Genomic DNA, 15,646 nt, shown 5'->3' with positions numbered 1-15,646 from the left:
CTCCCATTCCTGCGAAGAGGGTGCGCCGGACCGTGGTCCGGTAGCCGGTGGCTGAGGAATAGATCTCGCCGTGCCCCTGCAAGGCTTCCGCGAGTGCTGCCCTTGTGAGCGGCTGGTCTGTGTCGTTGACCAGGGAGAGTCCGCCGGGCTGGGCGATTCGCTATGTAGTCGTGAAGTAGTCAGCGTGTACTGCGGTGGTGTGGACGCTGGCCTGCAGCCTTGCTCCGCAGGAGAACCACTCCTCTTCACCGCTCTCCGACGAGCGGCCGAACTCCATCCACACGTAGCCCACGCGTGTCTTGCCAGACGTGCCCTCGCCCATCAGGTTCCAGTGCATCGTCCGTTCGGAACCGCCGAACGTGGACAGTCTGTTGGGCCTCAGACTCGCGTCGAAGAGGAAGGGCAGCAGCAGCTCCAAGGCCTTGGATTTGCCCGTGCCGTTCTGGCCACGCAGCAACAAGCAACCCTCGTGGAAGGTGAAGGTCTCGTCGTAGTACCGCCAGACGTTGAAGATGCCGGCCCGGCAGGGCTGCCAGCGCTGCCGTTGCTGCGGAATTTCATGCTCGTCCTGTGTGTTCCCGCGGCTCACCGGAAGGTTCGTAACGCTCACCACAGGCCCCCTTCGATCGATTGACCTTCAACGTCGGTGCTGTCCGCGGCGGCTGCTGTCGTGGCTTCCACGAGGCGGTACCGATGGGCGGCCGGCCTCACGATGGTGCGGTCACCGATACGTTGGGCCAGCCCGAAGTCGCACAGGACCGCCACCGCATCGTCGGCCAGCCTCTGAGCCCCCTCTGCCGACTGGTACGCCTTGGCCCACCGAGGAAACTGCCGCAGCAACTCGGAACCGATCGCGCTGAGTTGTTCTGGAGTCGCCCCGCCGGGCACGTCGTGAATCCGCTCAAGCAAGAGCAGCGCGGCCACCCTTGCGGTGGACGATTCGTCGGGGAATCGGGCATCAGTGGCGACTGCGTCCGGGTCGATGAGCATGAACCCCTCTGCGCGTTCCTCCAATACGAAGCCGGCTTGTTCAACGGAACGGCGCAGAATCTGGCGGCCCGTCGGGGACGTCAGATACGCCAGCTCGTCCTCGGTGAGGTCTTCGCGGTAGAGGACGGGATCGTCGAAGAGTCGCCGCAGCACGGAGTGGCGCAGCCACAGGTTCCGCTGAGTCTCAGACACGGCGACGGAATCGCTGCTCCCAGCGTCGTCGGCCATGCCGCCGTAACGCCGTTCCCGGGCCAGCCCTGTGAGCAATTCCTCGAAGCGCAGGGAGACCTCTTCCGGTGGCACTGACAGCCTGGAGGCTCCGATAGGTGCTGCCGGCAGTCGCATCAGCAGTGTGGCGTCGACCCGGTACAGCACCTTCGCGTCCGCCGAGTCGACGAAGGACTCCGTGGTTCCGTCCACGGCCAGCAGCGCCCCGAAAGATTCCAGGAGCTTCAGCACGTCGACGAACGCCATGCGCTCCTGCCTGCTCATCGTGTCGAACGACGGCAGGGCCGGGTCCGAGGCGGTCGCCTGTACGGCGCGCTCGGCAAGCAACCCAACGGTGGTCACCGGCACGGACAGCAACTCGGCCGCCACAACGCACAGCAGCACGTAGCGCCGTCGGTCGAAGGGAGCCTTGCCGGAGCGCAGTCTGCGAGCCGGTCGAGAGGCGTCCGTGGTGGATCGAACCTTCGACAACCGGGCGTACCCACGCCTGGGCTCGACCACCAGGCTCCAGCCGCAGGTGTAGTCGAACCACTTGGTCAGGGATTCCTTCCGCCGTCGAATGACGTCGAAAGCAACGCGGTCTGCCCGCTCGGTGATCAGCGGCCGGGCGAGGAGAAGACGGATTCCCCGAGCGACTTCCTCCCGCTCCGCGGCGACCAGTTGATTGGCCAAGCTGCTCATCCCGCGACCTCCTTCCGGCCCGCCCACGTCGCGGCCAGTCCAGCCCCAGCCCCGGTTTCGATATGCACGATGAAGTCCGGCCCTCTCAGGACACCTTTCGGCGTTCGCAGGACTGCGGTCCTGCCGTCGGCAGCTGGACTCAAGGCGATCTCCACCCTGCCGTCGCCAGTGGTGGCCCGCCGGACGCCCGAACCGTCCGGTCGGGTCGAGAGTGCCCTGCCGAGCAGATCGAGCAGCCGGTCGAACGCTCCGTCGTCCAGCTCGCCGAAGTCGGAAAGCCTCAGTGGGCCCTCGGTCCTCAGAGCACGCCACGCCTCTTGGAGCTGCGCACGTTCCTGACGGGCCCGTTCCGCCCGCGCCGCTTTGATGGCGGCGACGTCCCGTACTTTGCCGGTTCGAGCGAAGCGCTCCGTACGACCGCTCGTGCGCAGCAGCGCAGACACCTCGACCGGCGGCGCCTCCGCCCACACCTGCGAGGACGTGACCAATTCCGGGTCTGGGTGGGCGAGATGGGCGTGACGGGCTGATCCCAGCCCGAAGGCCACCGTCCACAGGCGGTGGAGATCCTCGTCCCCCGGGGCTGCCGCGAACCAGCGGGCCAGCTCCCGGAAATCCTGTACCGCGCTCGACGACCGGCGACGTGACTCGTTGATCCGATCAAGGACTTGAAGCAGTGAGACGATGGCCCGACGAGCAACGTCGTGCAACTGGTCAACCCGCGGCCGGCCCCCGTCAGGAGGGAGAAACCATGCCTGCAGACCCGCCCATCGTGCCCGCCGACGCTCCAGCCAGGCAGCGCCCGGATCCTCCCCGGCCACCGGCGGCAACTCCGCCCCGCGCAATGCCCGTTCGTGGAGGACCGAGACGCCTCGCTCCTCCACACGGGCCACAGCTGCTGCCACCCCGTGCCCACGCTGATCCAGGTTGACCAGGAACTCCCGGAGGTAGGCCACCGTCGCAGCCTTCACCTCCCGGAAGACGGTCAGATCGGCTCCTTCGGCACGCAACAACCGCTGAAGCTCCCCGTTGAACGCCTTGGTGTTGTCCAGCAGAGCCTCAAGATGGCCTTCCAACTCCTGCAAGGTGCTGAAGATCCGGCGATCCGAAGACGCAGGATCACCGGTCAGGACGTACAACTCGTCCAGCCTGTCCGTGATCGCCTCCAGCACCGCGGTCTGCAACGCTCCCGTCGTAGCGAGCACCGACAGTGCGTGCTGCACACCGGCGAATGCAGCTTCACCGCGCCGCGTCAGGGAGTACTGGAGGTTGCGCCGCTCGTATTCCTCCGCCGTCCGATAGTTCTCCGCGTGGTTCTGGATGACATCCAGCAGACCCCAGCTCTTGAGCTTCTTCAGCGCGTCGTGAAGATCGTCGTCAGCAATCGCATTGAGCCAGCCGACCGTACGTAAGCGCCCGCGGACTTCATCCAGCCCGAGAGCCGTCTCCAGACGCTCGTTGGCCGCACCGAAGGCATGCAGGATCGCCCCGTACAGGTCGGCTCGATCACCTGTGGTGAACCGGAACATGTCCGGTGGAACCCTGCGCATGTAGCTCCCTCCCCCTCGCGGCCACGGCCGGCTCCGAAGCCTTCAAACAACCGTAGATGCGGCCACCGACAACGAAGCTGGGAATAACGGACTCCCCGATGCCACGACCGCGTTGACCGACGTCGACATCGACTCCGGGGCCGAACGGGCACAGGGACACACGAGGAGTGACCCACGAGAAGGCCCAGCTTGAAGTCACTCGATCCCGGAGATCATGTCTGCCACGCTCGTCATGAACTGGTTGATGGAGGGTGCTGTATCGGTGTCCGCCAAGAAGAAGCCGAAGAGCACGGCTACGACTGCCGGTCCGGGCTTCAGCGACTTCCCTCGGATCATCACGACCAGGACCACTCCCAGCAGCAGCACCGCGGAGATGTTCAACTCCATTGGCAGCTCGCTTCTTTCCTGTCCGGTGCCACGCACTCTCTGCCAGCCCAGCGCCGATGTGGCGTACGGACGGATCGGCCGGCGACCTCCTCCTCCATCGCGCTGCAGATCCCAGGCCATGGGACCTGAAGATCCGTGCTGGCCGCCCACTGCTGGTGGAACGCTCGGACGATGGCGCTGGTCCCCAGCCGTACAAGGCCGGGCGGGACCGCGGCAATCACTCGCCGGGCGACACCGCCGGCGCCCCTCGCTGAGGGTGTGATGCCGCTGCCCAGGAGCAGTGTCGCCGTCCGGATGGCGTCCAGGACGGCGACGGGCGCGGCGTCGGCGAACGGGCCGAACACCAGCTCCTTCCAGTCGTGACGGGTCAGTGCCCAGGTGAGGCGTTCGAGTCCCGTGCCGAGGTCCAGAGCCATGCGGGCCGGGTGCTCCGTGTTCCACAGGAGGACGAGGTCACCGATCGTGAGGTCCACATGGTTGAACATCAGTGTCACCCCGGCGACCTGTCTGCGACGCCACACCTCGACGCGTCCGTGGATTTCCATGTGCCGTGCGTGGAAGCCGAGTTGGGAGAGGACGAAGAGCGAGTCGTCGAGTGCCTCGGCGTAGTCGTCGATGCTGGCGATGGGCTGGACTCGGGAGATGTTGACGAAGGCCGTCAGGAATCCGTCGAGCAGGTCTCCGTGTTCGTCGCGGTCTCCGGTGAAGCGGACCACGGGCTGGGGGAGGAAGCCCTTGCGGTACGTCAGGGCACGACCTTCTTTGAGGAGGGGGTCGAGGGCCTGCACGGCGGAGATCGTCAGCTCGGTTTCGCGGTCCCAGCGCAGAGGCAGGCACTTGTCCCGTGTGACGCCTCGGTCGGCGAAGGCCATGGAGAGGGTGGTCAGCAGCTCAGTCCACGAGGGAGTTGAGCGCGGCGGGATGTACGGGGTACCGCGGTCGCGGTGACGGATCTTGAATGTGTGGCCATCGTGGTCGGCGAAAGAGAACTCCCACTGAGGACCGAGCACTTGGCGCAAGGCGGCAACTGCCTGATGGGCGCGCGAGTGGCTCTCCATCAGCGCGCTGCCAGGGCCGTGAAGTGGCTCGCCGGATCGAAGCGTGCCAATCCGGTGTCCTGGACATCGGACGGATCGAGCACCGAGGCACGTTCGATGGCTTCGGCGAGCGCATGGGCTGCGCTCTCGTCGTCGGCGGCAGGGTCGGTGATGACGGTGGCCCCGGTGCGGTCGCAGAGCGCCGCTTGGGCGCAGGTGCCGTCTCGCCAGGTCAAGGCGGCGAAGGGGGTTCCGGCCCGTAGCGACTCCCCGAAGACGGCTGCGCCGGCCTCCACGTAGGTTCGTGCGTAGGTGTAGACGAAGACCGAGCCTTCTGCGATGGCAGCGGTCTTGGCCGCTCCGCCCAGTTCTCCGACCCATTCGACATGGTCTGCGGCGAAGGTCGTCTCGTAACGGCGGACGTAGTCCTTGTCGAAAACCGGGCCGACGATGCGGATGCGGCGTCCGAGGATCTGGGCAGCCCGTACGGCGAGATGGGGTGCCTTCTCCTCGTCGATTCGTCCGAGCCACACAAGGTCTCGGCCCTTCACGGCTGGCGGCTCTTCTTCGTCGAGGCCCAGGTGGACGGCGAGTTCGACTGTCGGCGTGTGGGAGGCGTACCGCTGGACCATCTCCGGCGAATAGCAGTAAAGCCGCGATCGCTCGCCGTCGAAGGCGGTGGGCGCGTGCTGGAAGGTCGGCGAGTGCTGGAACGTGGCGACGTCGCAGTCCAGTTCGCGCCAGGTTCTGACCCAGGACGGCCGGGACGGGTATTCGTGGCCGACCACGAGGAGGTCGTAGCCGGCGGACTTCAAGTCGCGCTCGGCGAGAGAGCCTGCGGTGACGTCCTCAAGGCGGACCGGCTTGCGCACCCATTGGTCTTCGAGGTCCGCAAGCCAGCCCGTCCCGATGAGGTGGACGTCGGCGCCAGCGGTGCGGGCTCCTACGGCGACTGCCCAGAGCCATCGTTCGATCCCGCCGTATCCGGCCGGGGGGAATGCGTAACTACCAGGGAAGTCGCAGACGCCGACAAGCACCTATTCCTCCGAGGGGTTTCCGTCCGCCTTGATCCGGCGGAAGCCGAGGTACTTCACAAGGGATTCAGGCAGCAGGACCGAGCCGTCAGCCTGCTGGTGCTGCTCAAGGAGGGCTGCGAGGGTGCGGCCGATCGGCAGTCCGGAGCCGTTGATTGTGGCTGCCGGGGTGGGCTTGCCCCTCTCGTCGCGGGTGCGGATGCCCGCGCGACGGCCCTGGAAGGTGCCGAAGTCGGAGACAGAGGAGACCTCGCGGTAGGTGGACTGGCTGGGCAACCAGACCTCCAGGTCGTACGTGAGCTGGGCGGAGAAACCGGTGTCGCCAGCAGCGAGCGTGACGACGCGATAGGCCAGGTCCAGCTCCTTCAGACACGCCTCGGCGTGGCCGACCATCTTCTCCATCTCGCCACGAGCCTGCTCCGCAGTAGCGATGCGCACCATCTCGACCTTGGCGAACTGGTGTTGGCGGATCAGGCCGCGGGTGTCCTTGCCGTACGAACCGGCCTCCGAGCGGAAGCACGGCGTGTGCGCGGTCAAGGCGATCGGCAGCTCGGCCGGCGGGATGATCTCGTCCGCATACAGGTTGGTGAGCGGAACCTCGGCCGTGGGGATCAGGAACAGGTCCCGGTCCGCGACACCCGTCCTGAACAGGTCCTCCTCGAACTTCGGCAACTGCCCTGTCCCGGTCATCGTTTGACGACTGACCAGGAACGGCACCGAGTGCTCGGTGTAGCCGTGGCGGCGGGTATGCAGGTCCAGGAAGAGCGCCACCAGCGCGCGTTCCAAGGCCGCACCGACGCCTCGCAGGACGCTGAAGCGCGGCCCGGACAGCTTGGTCGCCCGGCCGAAATCCAGGATGCCCATGGCCTCGCCGAGGTCGACGTGGTCCTTGGTGTCGAAGGAGAAGGCCGGCGGGGTGCCGACGCGGCGCTGCTCGACCGCAAACTCCTCAGAGTCACCGTCAGGTGCCTCGTCGGCGGGCAGGTTGGGGATGGTGAGCAGCAGCTCCGTCAACTCCTGCTGGACACGCTCCTGTTCCGCCTCGGTCTCCCGGATCTGCTCCTTCAGCTTCCGCGCGGTCTCCTTGAGAGCGGAGATGTCGCCGCCCGACTTCGCCGTCCGCTGGACCTCCTGCGCGACGCGCTTCGACTCCGAGCGCAGCTCGTCGCCGGACTGGATGCTCTTGTTCCGACGAGACTGGAGACTCTCCAGGGAGGAGAGGTCCAGCGTGTAGCCGCGGCGGGCCAGGCGGCGGACGGCGTCCTCGCCCATGTCGATCAGAACGCGAGCATCATGCATCGGGAAGGTCCCTCTGTGCGTGCGGTTGGTTTACCCGGTCGAAGGTAGCAACATCCACTTCCGCCTCCGGCCGGGAATTCGGCGCAACCCCCTGTGGTCCCGGAGCCGTTTCCGACTCGGCAGCAAGGTCGGAGAAGAGGCTCTTCACGCAGCTCCGCAATTCCTCGTCGTCGAACGAGATCGGCTGGACGTACGACGCCTCCGGGAAGAACAGCGGCATGAGCTCGCTGTCGGATCGCTCCCGACACCAGTGCAGCACCGAGACAAGGAGACCGTGGCAGACGACCACCCGCGGGCTGGGGCGCTCCAAGGCCGCCTGGAGTCCCTCGAACATGCGCTTGATGCCCTCCCGTTGGGACTCGCGCGCTCCCGGAGGGCGACGCAGTCCGCCGTTCCGGTCCAACCAGGCGGCGTACTCCAGAAACGGGCCTCCTTCGAAGTCGCCGTAGTCCAGCTCATTGAGCTGCGGGTCGACGACCGGGCCTGGTTCCGGCACACCCATCAGCCTCGACGCCGTCTGATGGGCTCGGGGAAATTCGCTGGAGAGCCATGTGGACACCTGCCGCAAGGGCAGCGTGTGCCAGAGCAGACCGCAGGACTGGATGCCGTCCTCGCTGAGGTGGATCGGGCGCTTCGGGTCTCCGTTCACGAGGTAGTGCCGGCTGTGGTCGGTCTCCCCGTGGCGCAGGATGTGTGTCGTCATTTCTCCCCCTCACCCCTCCAAGCCCGACGCCATGAGCGCGGCCAGGACGTCTGCGGCCGCGTCCTCAGCCGGATCACCGATCTCCGTGTAATAGAGGAGTGAGTCCAGGGCGATGGCTCGACACCAAGCGGAGATCTCTGGAACCGGGATCTGCGATATTCGTGACGCGATGGCCATGCGTTGGAAGGTCGCTTGGCCGAGGTCGTAGTGGACGGTCCAGAACGCCCAGTCGTATGCTGCATCACCGACCATCGGATGCGGGTCGATGAGCCTGGCGTTTCCCCGTCCGTCGAAGATCACGTTCTCCCGGTAGAGATCGGCGTGGAGCACCGTCGTACGGGCGGGCGACTCCCTCAGCGCCTGGAGATGCGGGATCGCCTCGCGTACGAGCCATGCACGCCGCCCGAGGCCGAGAGCGGTCGCCCGTCGTGCGACGCGCGGCAGCACCGTGTGCTGGAGATGATCTCCCAGTCGCGGGAGCGCCGGTCGGCCTCGCTGCGCACCGACCGCGTGGAGACTCTGGATCACCGCAGCCACCATCTGAACTTCCTGCACGGGCCTGGCCAGACCTCCGGGTCGGCCACCCACCAGTTCCAGCGACGCCACTGACAGATCGTCCGCAGTCTCGATGACGTCGACCGTCGGGCCACGGGCCCACAGCCGGAGTGCTGTGATCTCGTCGCAATAGCGGGCGAGTTCGTACCAGGCTTTGAGCAGGAGAGGGACGCCATGGATGTCCCTGGCGACGGCGACGACGGATGAGTGCCCTGCGTCGTGGTAGCTCTGCAGAGTCAGCTTCCACCGCTCGGCAGCCTCCTCCAGGAGCTGCGGGGCGGCATCGAGCCATTTGCCGGCAGCAGGTCCATAGTGAACGAGGAGCCGGTCCCGTGCACCCGGTAGGACCCCACCGAGCGACCGCGCCGTCATCAGCTCAACACCATCCCGTCCGAGACGAGTTCGTCCGTCAGGGCCGGGAACTCGTCCATGGCCTCGTCGACGAGGGCCTGAACCTTGTCGACCTCCACGTCTATGGACGAAAGCCGCACCAGAATGCGCCAGGGCTGGTCGAGTCGCTGCCCGGTCGTGCTCACGAGATGGACCTCGGCGTGCTCGCCCGTGGCTTCGTGCAGGCGGTGCGCCAGCCGCTGCGCCGCGATGTTGTAGAGCTTGCCGACGTGGTAGACGGGGTTCTTGCCGTTGGCACCCTCCAGGTTCATGGGCCGCAGCGGCGTGATGAGCCCGTTGACGCGGTTACCCCGGCCGACGACGCCCTCGTCCCCGGACTCGATGGAGCTGCCGGTGTAGGTGAGGTACAGCTCGTCCTTCTCGGGGACGTCGCGGGCGTTGAGCCGGAAGGTGGCCGTGGCACCAGGAATTCGGAGCGCGGCCATGCGGTGGCACTCGGCGAGCACGGTCTCGGTGTTGCGGATGTACTCAGCCCGGCTCGCGACGTGCCGGGACTTCTGGGGCACGCACAGCACGACGTCGGCCTGCTCCCCGTCCCAGTAGCCCATGAGCTTGACGTCGGAGCCGCACCAGGAATGGGCACGGGTGAAGTCGCTGTCGCCGGAGAAGTGATCCACGAGCTCCCGCACGAACGACTCGAAGACGTTCTCCGGCGCCCAACCCGTGCCCAGCGACGTGTCGTTCGACAGCCGAATCCGCCGCTCACGCAGGTCCTCGATCGAGCGCGGGTTGAACCACCGCGTACGGTCCGGAACACCGTCACCGGTGAGCACAGCTCCGGGACTTGAGTTCCGGGTGATGTTGAAGACGATGTCGAGGTGGTCCGAAATCTCGGGGAGCCGCTCGGCGAAGAACGCGCGGATCTCAGCCTGAACGATCTCGGCGACCGGGATGCGCTCACCGGCGCACATGTGCGCTGCTCTGCCGTTGACCAGGACCCGCACTGGGGCGGTCATGGTCCCGCCGCCGTACCGGACCTCGCTGGCACCGCCGAGCAGGGCGAGCTTGTCGAAGTTGTGGTGGAGGACAGCGCCGAAGTGCCGCACGGTGTACCGGCTGTAGGCCCGGGACAGCCGCTCGGCCAAGTGGTCGGCGAGGGTGTCCGGGTGGCCGAGGCCCTTGCGCTCCACGATCGTGGTCGCGTCGGGCCGGGACGCACCGGTCTCGATCACCAAGTGACTGTTCCCGAAAGTCGTGCTCGTGCGGGGCATGGATGTGCTCCCATCTCAAAGTCGACTGCTGGGGGGGCTGATGATCAGTGAAGCCATCCGACGACCGGTCGGGAACGTTTCTAGGGGGTTCCTCTCTGCATCGAGGGCTCTCATATGCACGTCAGCGTGGGTAACCTCCCCATCACAGAACGGCGTTGACAGGAGGGACGACGTGACTGGTGAGTCGTTAGCAATGCATCCACTGACCTTCGTCCGGCAGTCGAGCGGATGGGGAAAGGCCGAGCTGGCCCGACTCATGCAGGCACGTGGGAAGGAAATGGGCATCCCCCTGGCGACCAACCGCACCACCATGTGGAAATGGGAGCAGGGCCAGGAGCCGGACGCCGATGCGCAGCGCGTCCTCGCCGACCTGCTATGCGTGCCGTACGAACAGGTTCAGGCGGAGGGATGGCCGCGGTGGCTCCCGGTATGGGAAGTCACTTGGCTCACTGCCCCCTGGACAGAGGCCGGCACCGTCGAGGCGCTGGCTGATCTGGTGGGGAGCGGCCGCATGGACCGTCGGGGGTTTCTCACCATCACCGGCGTCGCCCTGACGGGGCTTGCAGCGAGCTGGGCCGACGCACCCTCTGCATTCGCATCCGCCCTCAACGGAGATCGAGTCACCGACACCATGGTCTCGACAATCGAGGAGCGCATCAGCACGCTCCGTACGCTCGACGACCAACTCGGGGGCGCCCGACTCCTGGAGCAGGCACGCGGCGATCTCGCCCTGATCACCAACCTCTTGAGCGCCGGCCGATACACAGACAAGATCCGCATCCGCCTGTATGCACTGGCGGCCCGGGTATCGCATCTGACCGGTTGGATGGCCTATGACGCAGGACTGCGCTCCGCGGGACAGCGGTACTACGTCGGAGCCCTGCGCAGCGCCCGCACCGCCGGCGACGACGCCTTCGGCGCCTTCGTCCTGGCAGAGATGGGCGTCCACGTCTCCGAAGCCGGACGCACCGCCGAGCGAGTCGCCCTCATCTCGACCGCCATCGACAACGCCCCTCGAACCCTGTCGCCCTACACGCAGTCCTTCCTCTACCTGCACAAAGCCGAAGCCCTCTCCCGCGACGGCGATCACCAAAGCGGCGGCACGGCGCTCAACCGTGCCGCTTCTCTCTGGGAGCGCCACACGGTGGAGGAAAACCCGGACTGGCTCGACTGGTTCGGCGAGGCGCAACTGAGGTCGACCGAGGGCAAAGTCCTGTTGCGCTCGGGCCAGTTGGAGCGCGCGACGAGCTCACTGGTGACCTCCGTCAAGAAGGCCACGCCGCGTGACAAGGCCGTACGGTCCGCCCGCCTGGCCGAGGCCCACCTCGCCGGCAACGACCTGGACGGAGCCCTCGACGCCGCCAACTACGGCGCCGAGCTCCTCGAAGACAAGGTCAGCTCCGTACGGGCCCTGGACCGCCTCAAGGAGTTCTCCGACCAACTCCGCCCACACAAGGCAGTCCCTGCTGTCCGCGAGTTCCGCGAGCGCCTCCAGGCACTGTCCGACGCAGCCTGATCAATACGGAGTGGCGGGCCCGGTGCCAACCCACACCCCCACCTGCCGACCGCAACATGACCACGGACAGAGCCCGTTGGAAACTGTTCCCGCGCCGGGCCCAACTGGAACCACCTCGCCACTGGTCGTCCCATCAGGCGCCCTGCCGCTACTGCGACAAACCCGCCAACATGCGTGACGACCAAGGGACGGCCAACGCACAAGGTCCGCGATGAGCGGGCCATGGTTTGAATCCCAAGGGCGACCATGCGCCGTGCCCCACCGAACCGATCGCGACAACAGATCTGGTTACCGCGGCTTGTCCTATGCGCTCGCCGACCCGTTGGCACCCTGCCCAGGGTCTGCTGGTGGGGGTCCTGGTGGCGGTTCCGGTGGTGGCTGCACCGGAGTGGCTTGCCGGTAATCGATGATTGCTCGGATTCTCTTTTCTGGGTCGTCTATCGAATCAAGTGCTGCTGAAAATTTCTCGTCGATAATGTCTCCCCTTCGCTTTCGGATATGGTCGAGGATCAGGCCAGTGAGAGGGGTAGTCAGGGAAACCCCGACGAGAATCGCCGCGACAGCCCACCAAGGGGCACCCCCGAGAGCACCACCGAAGGCAGCGAGCACGCCGGTCACAGGGCCAAGGGAGGTCGCGTTCATCGAGTGGATGCCCTTCCGGCACCCAGCGGCTGCGCCGCCTCATGCCTGAACAGGTCGGCCAGAGCCGACGGCTGAGCGGTAAAGAGGCGGCACTGGAGTGCCGAGGTGTCTGGGCATGCCAAGGGCCGACGCCGCCGAACGGCGGGTCGGTGATGTGTTAGAGCATGCTTCCCATACAGCCTGGGAGCGGTTCCGTCAGTCCCAGAGCCTGGTTCACGTGATGGGGTTGTTGGGCCTTGTGCTAGAGGTCTCTCTCGGCTTTTTGGGCAGGGTCCTCTACACGAGGTGAATAACAAAAAGAACGCTAATAAAGCCCCTCAGCCGATTCATATAACCGCTCGCACCGCCCCTCTCCTAATTCAAAACCCACATCGAACCTGGCCATAGCATACGGGATCACGGCTTCGTTGGGCACGCTGTCACCGCATCCGGTCGTGCGTCCGGACCTTCTTGCAGCGAGCACACCGCACTGCGCGGCTGCGAGATAGCTTCTGGGAGTCAGCGGCCGAAGTGTCAGGATGGCGGCATGACGACGATCAACGGTGAGGTTGCATCCGGATTCGAGCCCGTACGCGAGGCGTTCGCAGCGAACTTCGATCAGCACGGGGACATCGGCGCGGCAGTGTGCGTGTACCAACACGGGCGCCAGGTGGTGGACTTGTGGGGTGGAGTAGCCGACCCCGACACCGGTCGTCTCTGGGAGCGGGACACGCTGCAACTGGTCTACTCGGCGACCAAGGGAGCGACGGCCACCGCCGCGCACTTGCTCGCCCAGCGAGGCGCCCTCGACTTGGACGCCCCAGTGGCCACGTACTGGCCGGATTTCGCCGCGAACGGCAAGGCAGAAATCCCGGTGCGCTGGCTGCTGTCCCACCAAGCCGGCTTGGTCGCACTCGACCAACCGGTGCCGGTGGACGAGGCACTTGCCTGGCAGCCGATGGCAGCCGCACTGGCCGCTCAACGTCCCCTGTGGGCCCCAGGCACCGCCCACGGGTATCACGGCCGGACCTGGGGCTGGTTGGTCGGCGAGGTCATCCGCCGGGTGTCCGGCCGCACACCGGGCCGCTTCTTCGCCGACGAGATCGCCGCCCCACTGGGGCTCGACTTCTTCATCGGTCTGCCGGGGCGCGAACGCGACCGGGTCAGCCGCATGGTGTATCGGCCGCCCGAGGTCGACCTCACCACCGTGCCCACGGAGTCGGTACCCACTGAACTCCGCGAACAGGTCGCTGCCTGGCGCGACCCCAACTCCTTCAGCAACAGGGCATTCCAGGTCACGAACCCGGCCGAGATGGACTTCAACTCACCAGAAGTACAGGCTGCGGAACTCCCTTCCTCCAACGGCATCGGCACCGCACGCAGCCTGGCCCGCATGTACGCCGCTCTGGTCGGCGAGGTGGACGGCAAACGCCTCCTCGCGCCGGACACCCTGGCAGCGGCGACCAAGGAGCAGGCCACCGGGATGGATCAGGTGATGGTGATTCCGAGCCGGTTCAGCTCCGGGTACATGCTGCCCACCGAGGCCAATCCCATGATGGGCCCGAACTCCTTCGGCCACACCGGCCGAGGCGGCTCACTCGGCTTCGCCGACCCAGAACACGGCATCGCCTTCGGCTACGCGATGAACCACATCATCAGCGGCGCCGACGACGAGCGGGCAACGGCGCTGGTGAACGCGGTCCGAGAGTCACTGGCGTAACTACCTTCCCCGGCCGAAGCCGTCGACGGCGACCTCGACCGAGGCCAGGTTCCTTCTGCCTCTACGCAGTACCGGCCCGCATCCGTGCAGCAACTCGTCGGCTGTGGCCGACCCCGTCCTCCGCGGTCACCTTCACGTTTGTTCACGTCTGCGCCGCCCTACTCGACCATGCGGCGGGCGGCCGACTTTCTCGCCACCAGACCAACCTCAGCGAACATATCGGTCGACCTGACACCGGACTTGGCGTTTGCGAGTTCAAACTGATGCGATCGCTTCCTGCCACAGGATGTCGATCAGTACGCTGTGGCAGTGATTCGTCAGTACCCATGCCGCTTAGCGTTTCTCTGCGGTGCCATGGACGCACGTGCCAGCGACGTCGTGCTGTCGTTGGGGGAGTCAGGGGGGTGCGGTGAGCAGTAGAACTCCGCCGCCGCGTATCGGTCCGTACCTCGTCGAGCGGCAGCTCGGTTCTGGCGGTATGGGGGAGGTGTACCTGGCCTACTCCGTTGCCGGTGAACCGCTCGCGGTGAAGGTCATCCGGCCCGACCGCACGGACCCTCACAGCCGGGCACGCTTCGAACGCGAGGCGGCTATCGCGCGCACGATCTCGGGCACCGGCCGTGTGGCCCGATTCATCGACGGGGACCCGTTCGCAGAGCAGCCCTGGCTGGCCATGGACTACGTTCCCGGCCGCCCGCTCTCCGACGTCGTGCAGGGTCAAGGTCCGCTCGCCACGTCGCTCGTGGCGAGCCTGGGCGCGTTGCTGGCCGAGGGCCTGGCCGCCGTGCACGCAGTGGGCTTGGTGCACCGTGACCTAAAAGCCCAGAACGTCATCCTGGGCGACTTCGGTCCAGTGATTATCGACTTCGGTCTCGGTGCCTTCCTCGGAGCCTCCAAGGGCTCGCTCACCCAAGCTGGCACCGTCATCGGCACGGTGCGGTGCATGCCCCCTGAGCAGGCCCTCGGCGATGTGGACGTGACGTACGCGGCCGATGTGTACGGCCTGGGCACGGTGCTTCTGTACGCGGCCACCGGGCATTACCCCTACGACGGTGTCCGGTGGGAGGCCGTCGCTGCACAGGTGGTCAACTCCGAGGTCGGCCCCGACCTTTCCGGGCTGCCCAGCGAACTCGCCCCCATCCTGGGGTCAATGTTGGCCCACAAGGCCGACGATCGCCCTTCCTTGGACGAGGTAACCCGGCAGTGTGCCGATCTCATGCGGTTGCTGGGTACAAGTCCCGCCCGGGCACGACGCGCTCTGATCCAGGAGACGACGTCGAAGGACGATCCCACGATGGTGTTTCCTCAGCCTGACGCGCCGATGCTGGACCGCCTCGACTCGCTTGAGAGGGTGCTGCGCGAGGAGGAGCTGTCGGAGTCGAATGCCTCTGCCCCGCCTGCGAATGGCCAACCCGGAATGGAACCGGCGCCCGAAACAGACGCTGACACCCCACTCCCGCTCGTTCCCAAGCCAGAACGTGGAGGGCAGGCAGCACCGGTATCGGAAAAGCCCGCAGATACCTCGAAGGCTCAGCCGGCGAAACCGGGTCGCCCTCCCGCTTCCCGCCGGGTCGCCGAGGAGCTGCGCACTCGCTACGCGACGGGACCGGAGCTCGCCTGGTCGAAGCGTTGACGTGTTGCCGTCTCCCGTAGCGTTGCCTTCCCGGTCATGCCTGCCACAGGCTCGCCCTTCCGCAGAGTAATCA

General features: G+C 66.4%; 13 protein-coding genes. 3 read left to right on the top strand and 10 right to left on the bottom strand.

Annotation, left to right across the window (positions count from 1 at the left end):
* Positions 1-160: 160 nt before the first annotated feature.
* The 10 genes from HCC61_RS30900 to HCC61_RS23075 all read right to left on the bottom strand — a co-directional run bounded on the left by HCC61_RS30900 (position 161) and on the right by HCC61_RS23075 (position 10,083).
* Positions 161-610 carry a hypothetical protein gene (locus tag HCC61_RS30900; RefSeq protein ID WP_240969212.1) on the bottom strand — a complete coding sequence of 150 codons (450 nt, stop codon included), beginning with the start codon at positions 608-610 and terminating at the stop codon, positions 161-163.
* The gene (locus HCC61_RS23115; protein ID WP_169138399.1) at positions 607-1,899 is read right to left on the bottom strand and encodes a TIGR02678 family protein; all 1,293 of its coding nucleotides are present in this window, start codon (positions 1,897-1,899) and stop codon (positions 607-609) included. The genes HCC61_RS30900 and HCC61_RS23115 overlap by 4 nt, the downstream gene beginning before the upstream one ends.
* The gene (locus HCC61_RS23110) at positions 1,896-3,446 is read right to left on the bottom strand and encodes a TIGR02677 family protein (RefSeq protein ID WP_169138397.1); all 1,551 of its coding nucleotides are present in this window, start codon (positions 3,444-3,446) and stop codon (positions 1,896-1,898) included. Before HCC61_RS23110 ends, HCC61_RS23115 begins: the two co-directional genes overlap by 4 nt.
* A gap of 195 nt (positions 3,447-3,641) precedes the next feature.
* On the bottom strand, positions 3,642-3,833 hold the full coding sequence (locus HCC61_RS23105; protein WP_169138395.1) for a hypothetical protein: 192 nt from the start codon (positions 3,831-3,833) through the stop codon (positions 3,642-3,644).
* Positions 3,824-4,891 carry a hypothetical protein gene (locus HCC61_RS23100; RefSeq protein ID WP_169138393.1) on the bottom strand — a complete coding sequence of 356 codons (1,068 nt, stop codon included), beginning with the start codon at positions 4,889-4,891 and terminating at the stop codon, positions 3,824-3,826. Before HCC61_RS23100 ends, HCC61_RS23105 begins: the two co-directional genes overlap by 10 nt.
* Entirely contained in the window at positions 4,891-5,742 is an 852-nt protein-coding gene (locus tag HCC61_RS23095) for a glycosyltransferase (protein WP_346777344.1), read from the bottom strand. Before HCC61_RS23095 ends, HCC61_RS23100 begins: the two co-directional genes overlap by 1 nt.
* 165 nt (positions 5,743-5,907) lie before the next feature.
* Positions 5,908-7,203, bottom strand: coding sequence for a serine--tRNA ligase (gene serS, locus HCC61_RS23090; RefSeq protein ID WP_169138389.1), 1,296 nt, complete (start codon positions 7,201-7,203; stop codon positions 5,908-5,910).
* Positions 7,196-7,906 (bottom strand): histidine phosphatase family protein, encoded by a 711-nt coding sequence (locus tag HCC61_RS23085; RefSeq protein ID WP_169138387.1) that lies wholly within the window; start codon positions 7,904-7,906, stop codon positions 7,196-7,198. Before HCC61_RS23085 ends, serS begins: the two co-directional genes overlap by 8 nt.
* Positions 7,907-7,915: 9 nt before the next feature.
* Positions 7,916-8,833 (bottom strand): aminoglycoside phosphotransferase family protein, encoded by a 918-nt coding sequence (locus HCC61_RS23080; protein ID WP_169138385.1) that lies wholly within the window; start codon positions 8,831-8,833, stop codon positions 7,916-7,918.
* Positions 8,833-10,083 (bottom strand): methionine adenosyltransferase, encoded by a 1,251-nt coding sequence (locus HCC61_RS23075; protein ID WP_169138383.1) that lies wholly within the window; start codon positions 10,081-10,083, stop codon positions 8,833-8,835. The genes HCC61_RS23080 and HCC61_RS23075 overlap by 1 nt, the downstream gene beginning before the upstream one ends.
* A 193-nt stretch (positions 10,084-10,276) precedes the next feature.
* Between HCC61_RS23075 and HCC61_RS23070 the strand changes: the two genes are divergently transcribed.
* The 3 genes from HCC61_RS23070 (at position 10,277) to HCC61_RS23060 (ending at position 15,573) form a co-directional block, all read left to right on the top strand.
* The gene (locus HCC61_RS23070) at positions 10,277-11,599 is read left to right on the top strand and encodes a transcriptional regulator (RefSeq protein ID WP_206322904.1); all 1,323 of its coding nucleotides are present in this window, start codon (positions 10,277-10,279) and stop codon (positions 11,597-11,599) included.
* Between the two features lie 1,168 nt (positions 11,600-12,767).
* Positions 12,768-13,940: a serine hydrolase domain-containing protein gene (locus HCC61_RS23065; protein ID WP_169138379.1), complete on the top strand. Its 1,173-nt coding sequence runs from the start codon at positions 12,768-12,770 to the stop codon at positions 13,938-13,940.
* Between the two features lie 409 nt (positions 13,941-14,349).
* Positions 14,350-15,573, top strand: a complete 1,224-nt coding sequence (locus tag HCC61_RS23060; RefSeq protein WP_169138377.1) for a protein kinase — start codon at positions 14,350-14,352, stop codon at positions 15,571-15,573.
* Positions 15,574-15,646 lie beyond the last annotated feature (73 nt).

Origin of the sequence: Streptomyces sp. HNM0575, from assembly GCF_012726265.1 — a bacterium.
Lineage (GTDB): Bacteria > Actinomycetota > Actinomycetes > Streptomycetales > Streptomycetaceae > Streptomyces.
This window is presented reverse-complemented; position numbering and strand designations above follow the sequence as displayed.

Excerpts from the sequence above, each read along its gene's own strand:
- HCC61_RS23115 (WP_169138399.1), bottom strand. The coding sequence starts at position 1,899 with ATGAGCAGCTTGGCCAATCAACTGGTCGCCGCGGAGCGGGAGGAAGTC.
- HCC61_RS23110 (WP_169138397.1), bottom strand. The coding sequence starts at position 3,446 with ATGCGCAGGGTTCCACCGGACATGTTCCGGTTCACCACAGGTGATCGA.
- HCC61_RS23105 (WP_169138395.1), bottom strand. The coding sequence starts at position 3,833 with ATGGAGTTGAACATCTCCGCGGTGCTGCTGCTGGGAGTGGTCCTGGTC.
- HCC61_RS23100 (WP_169138393.1), bottom strand. The coding sequence starts at position 4,891 with ATGGAGAGCCACTCGCGCGCCCATCAGGCAGTTGCCGCCTTGCGCCAA.
- serS (WP_169138389.1), bottom strand. The coding sequence starts at position 7,203 with ATGCATGATGCTCGCGTTCTGATCGACATGGGCGAGGACGCCGTCCGC.
- HCC61_RS23085 (WP_169138387.1), bottom strand. The coding sequence starts at position 7,906 with ATGACGACACACATCCTGCGCCACGGGGAGACCGACCACAGCCGGCAC.
- HCC61_RS23080 (WP_169138385.1), bottom strand. The coding sequence starts at position 8,833 with ATGACGGCGCGGTCGCTCGGTGGGGTCCTACCGGGTGCACGGGACCGG.
- HCC61_RS23075 (WP_169138383.1), bottom strand. The coding sequence starts at position 10,083 with ATGCCCCGCACGAGCACGACTTTCGGGAACAGTCACTTGGTGATCGAG.
- HCC61_RS23070 (WP_206322904.1), top strand. The coding sequence starts at position 10,277 with ATGCATCCACTGACCTTCGTCCGGCAGTCGAGCGGATGGGGAAAGGCC.
- HCC61_RS23065 (WP_169138379.1), top strand. The coding sequence starts at position 12,768 with ATGACGACGATCAACGGTGAGGTTGCATCCGGATTCGAGCCCGTACGC.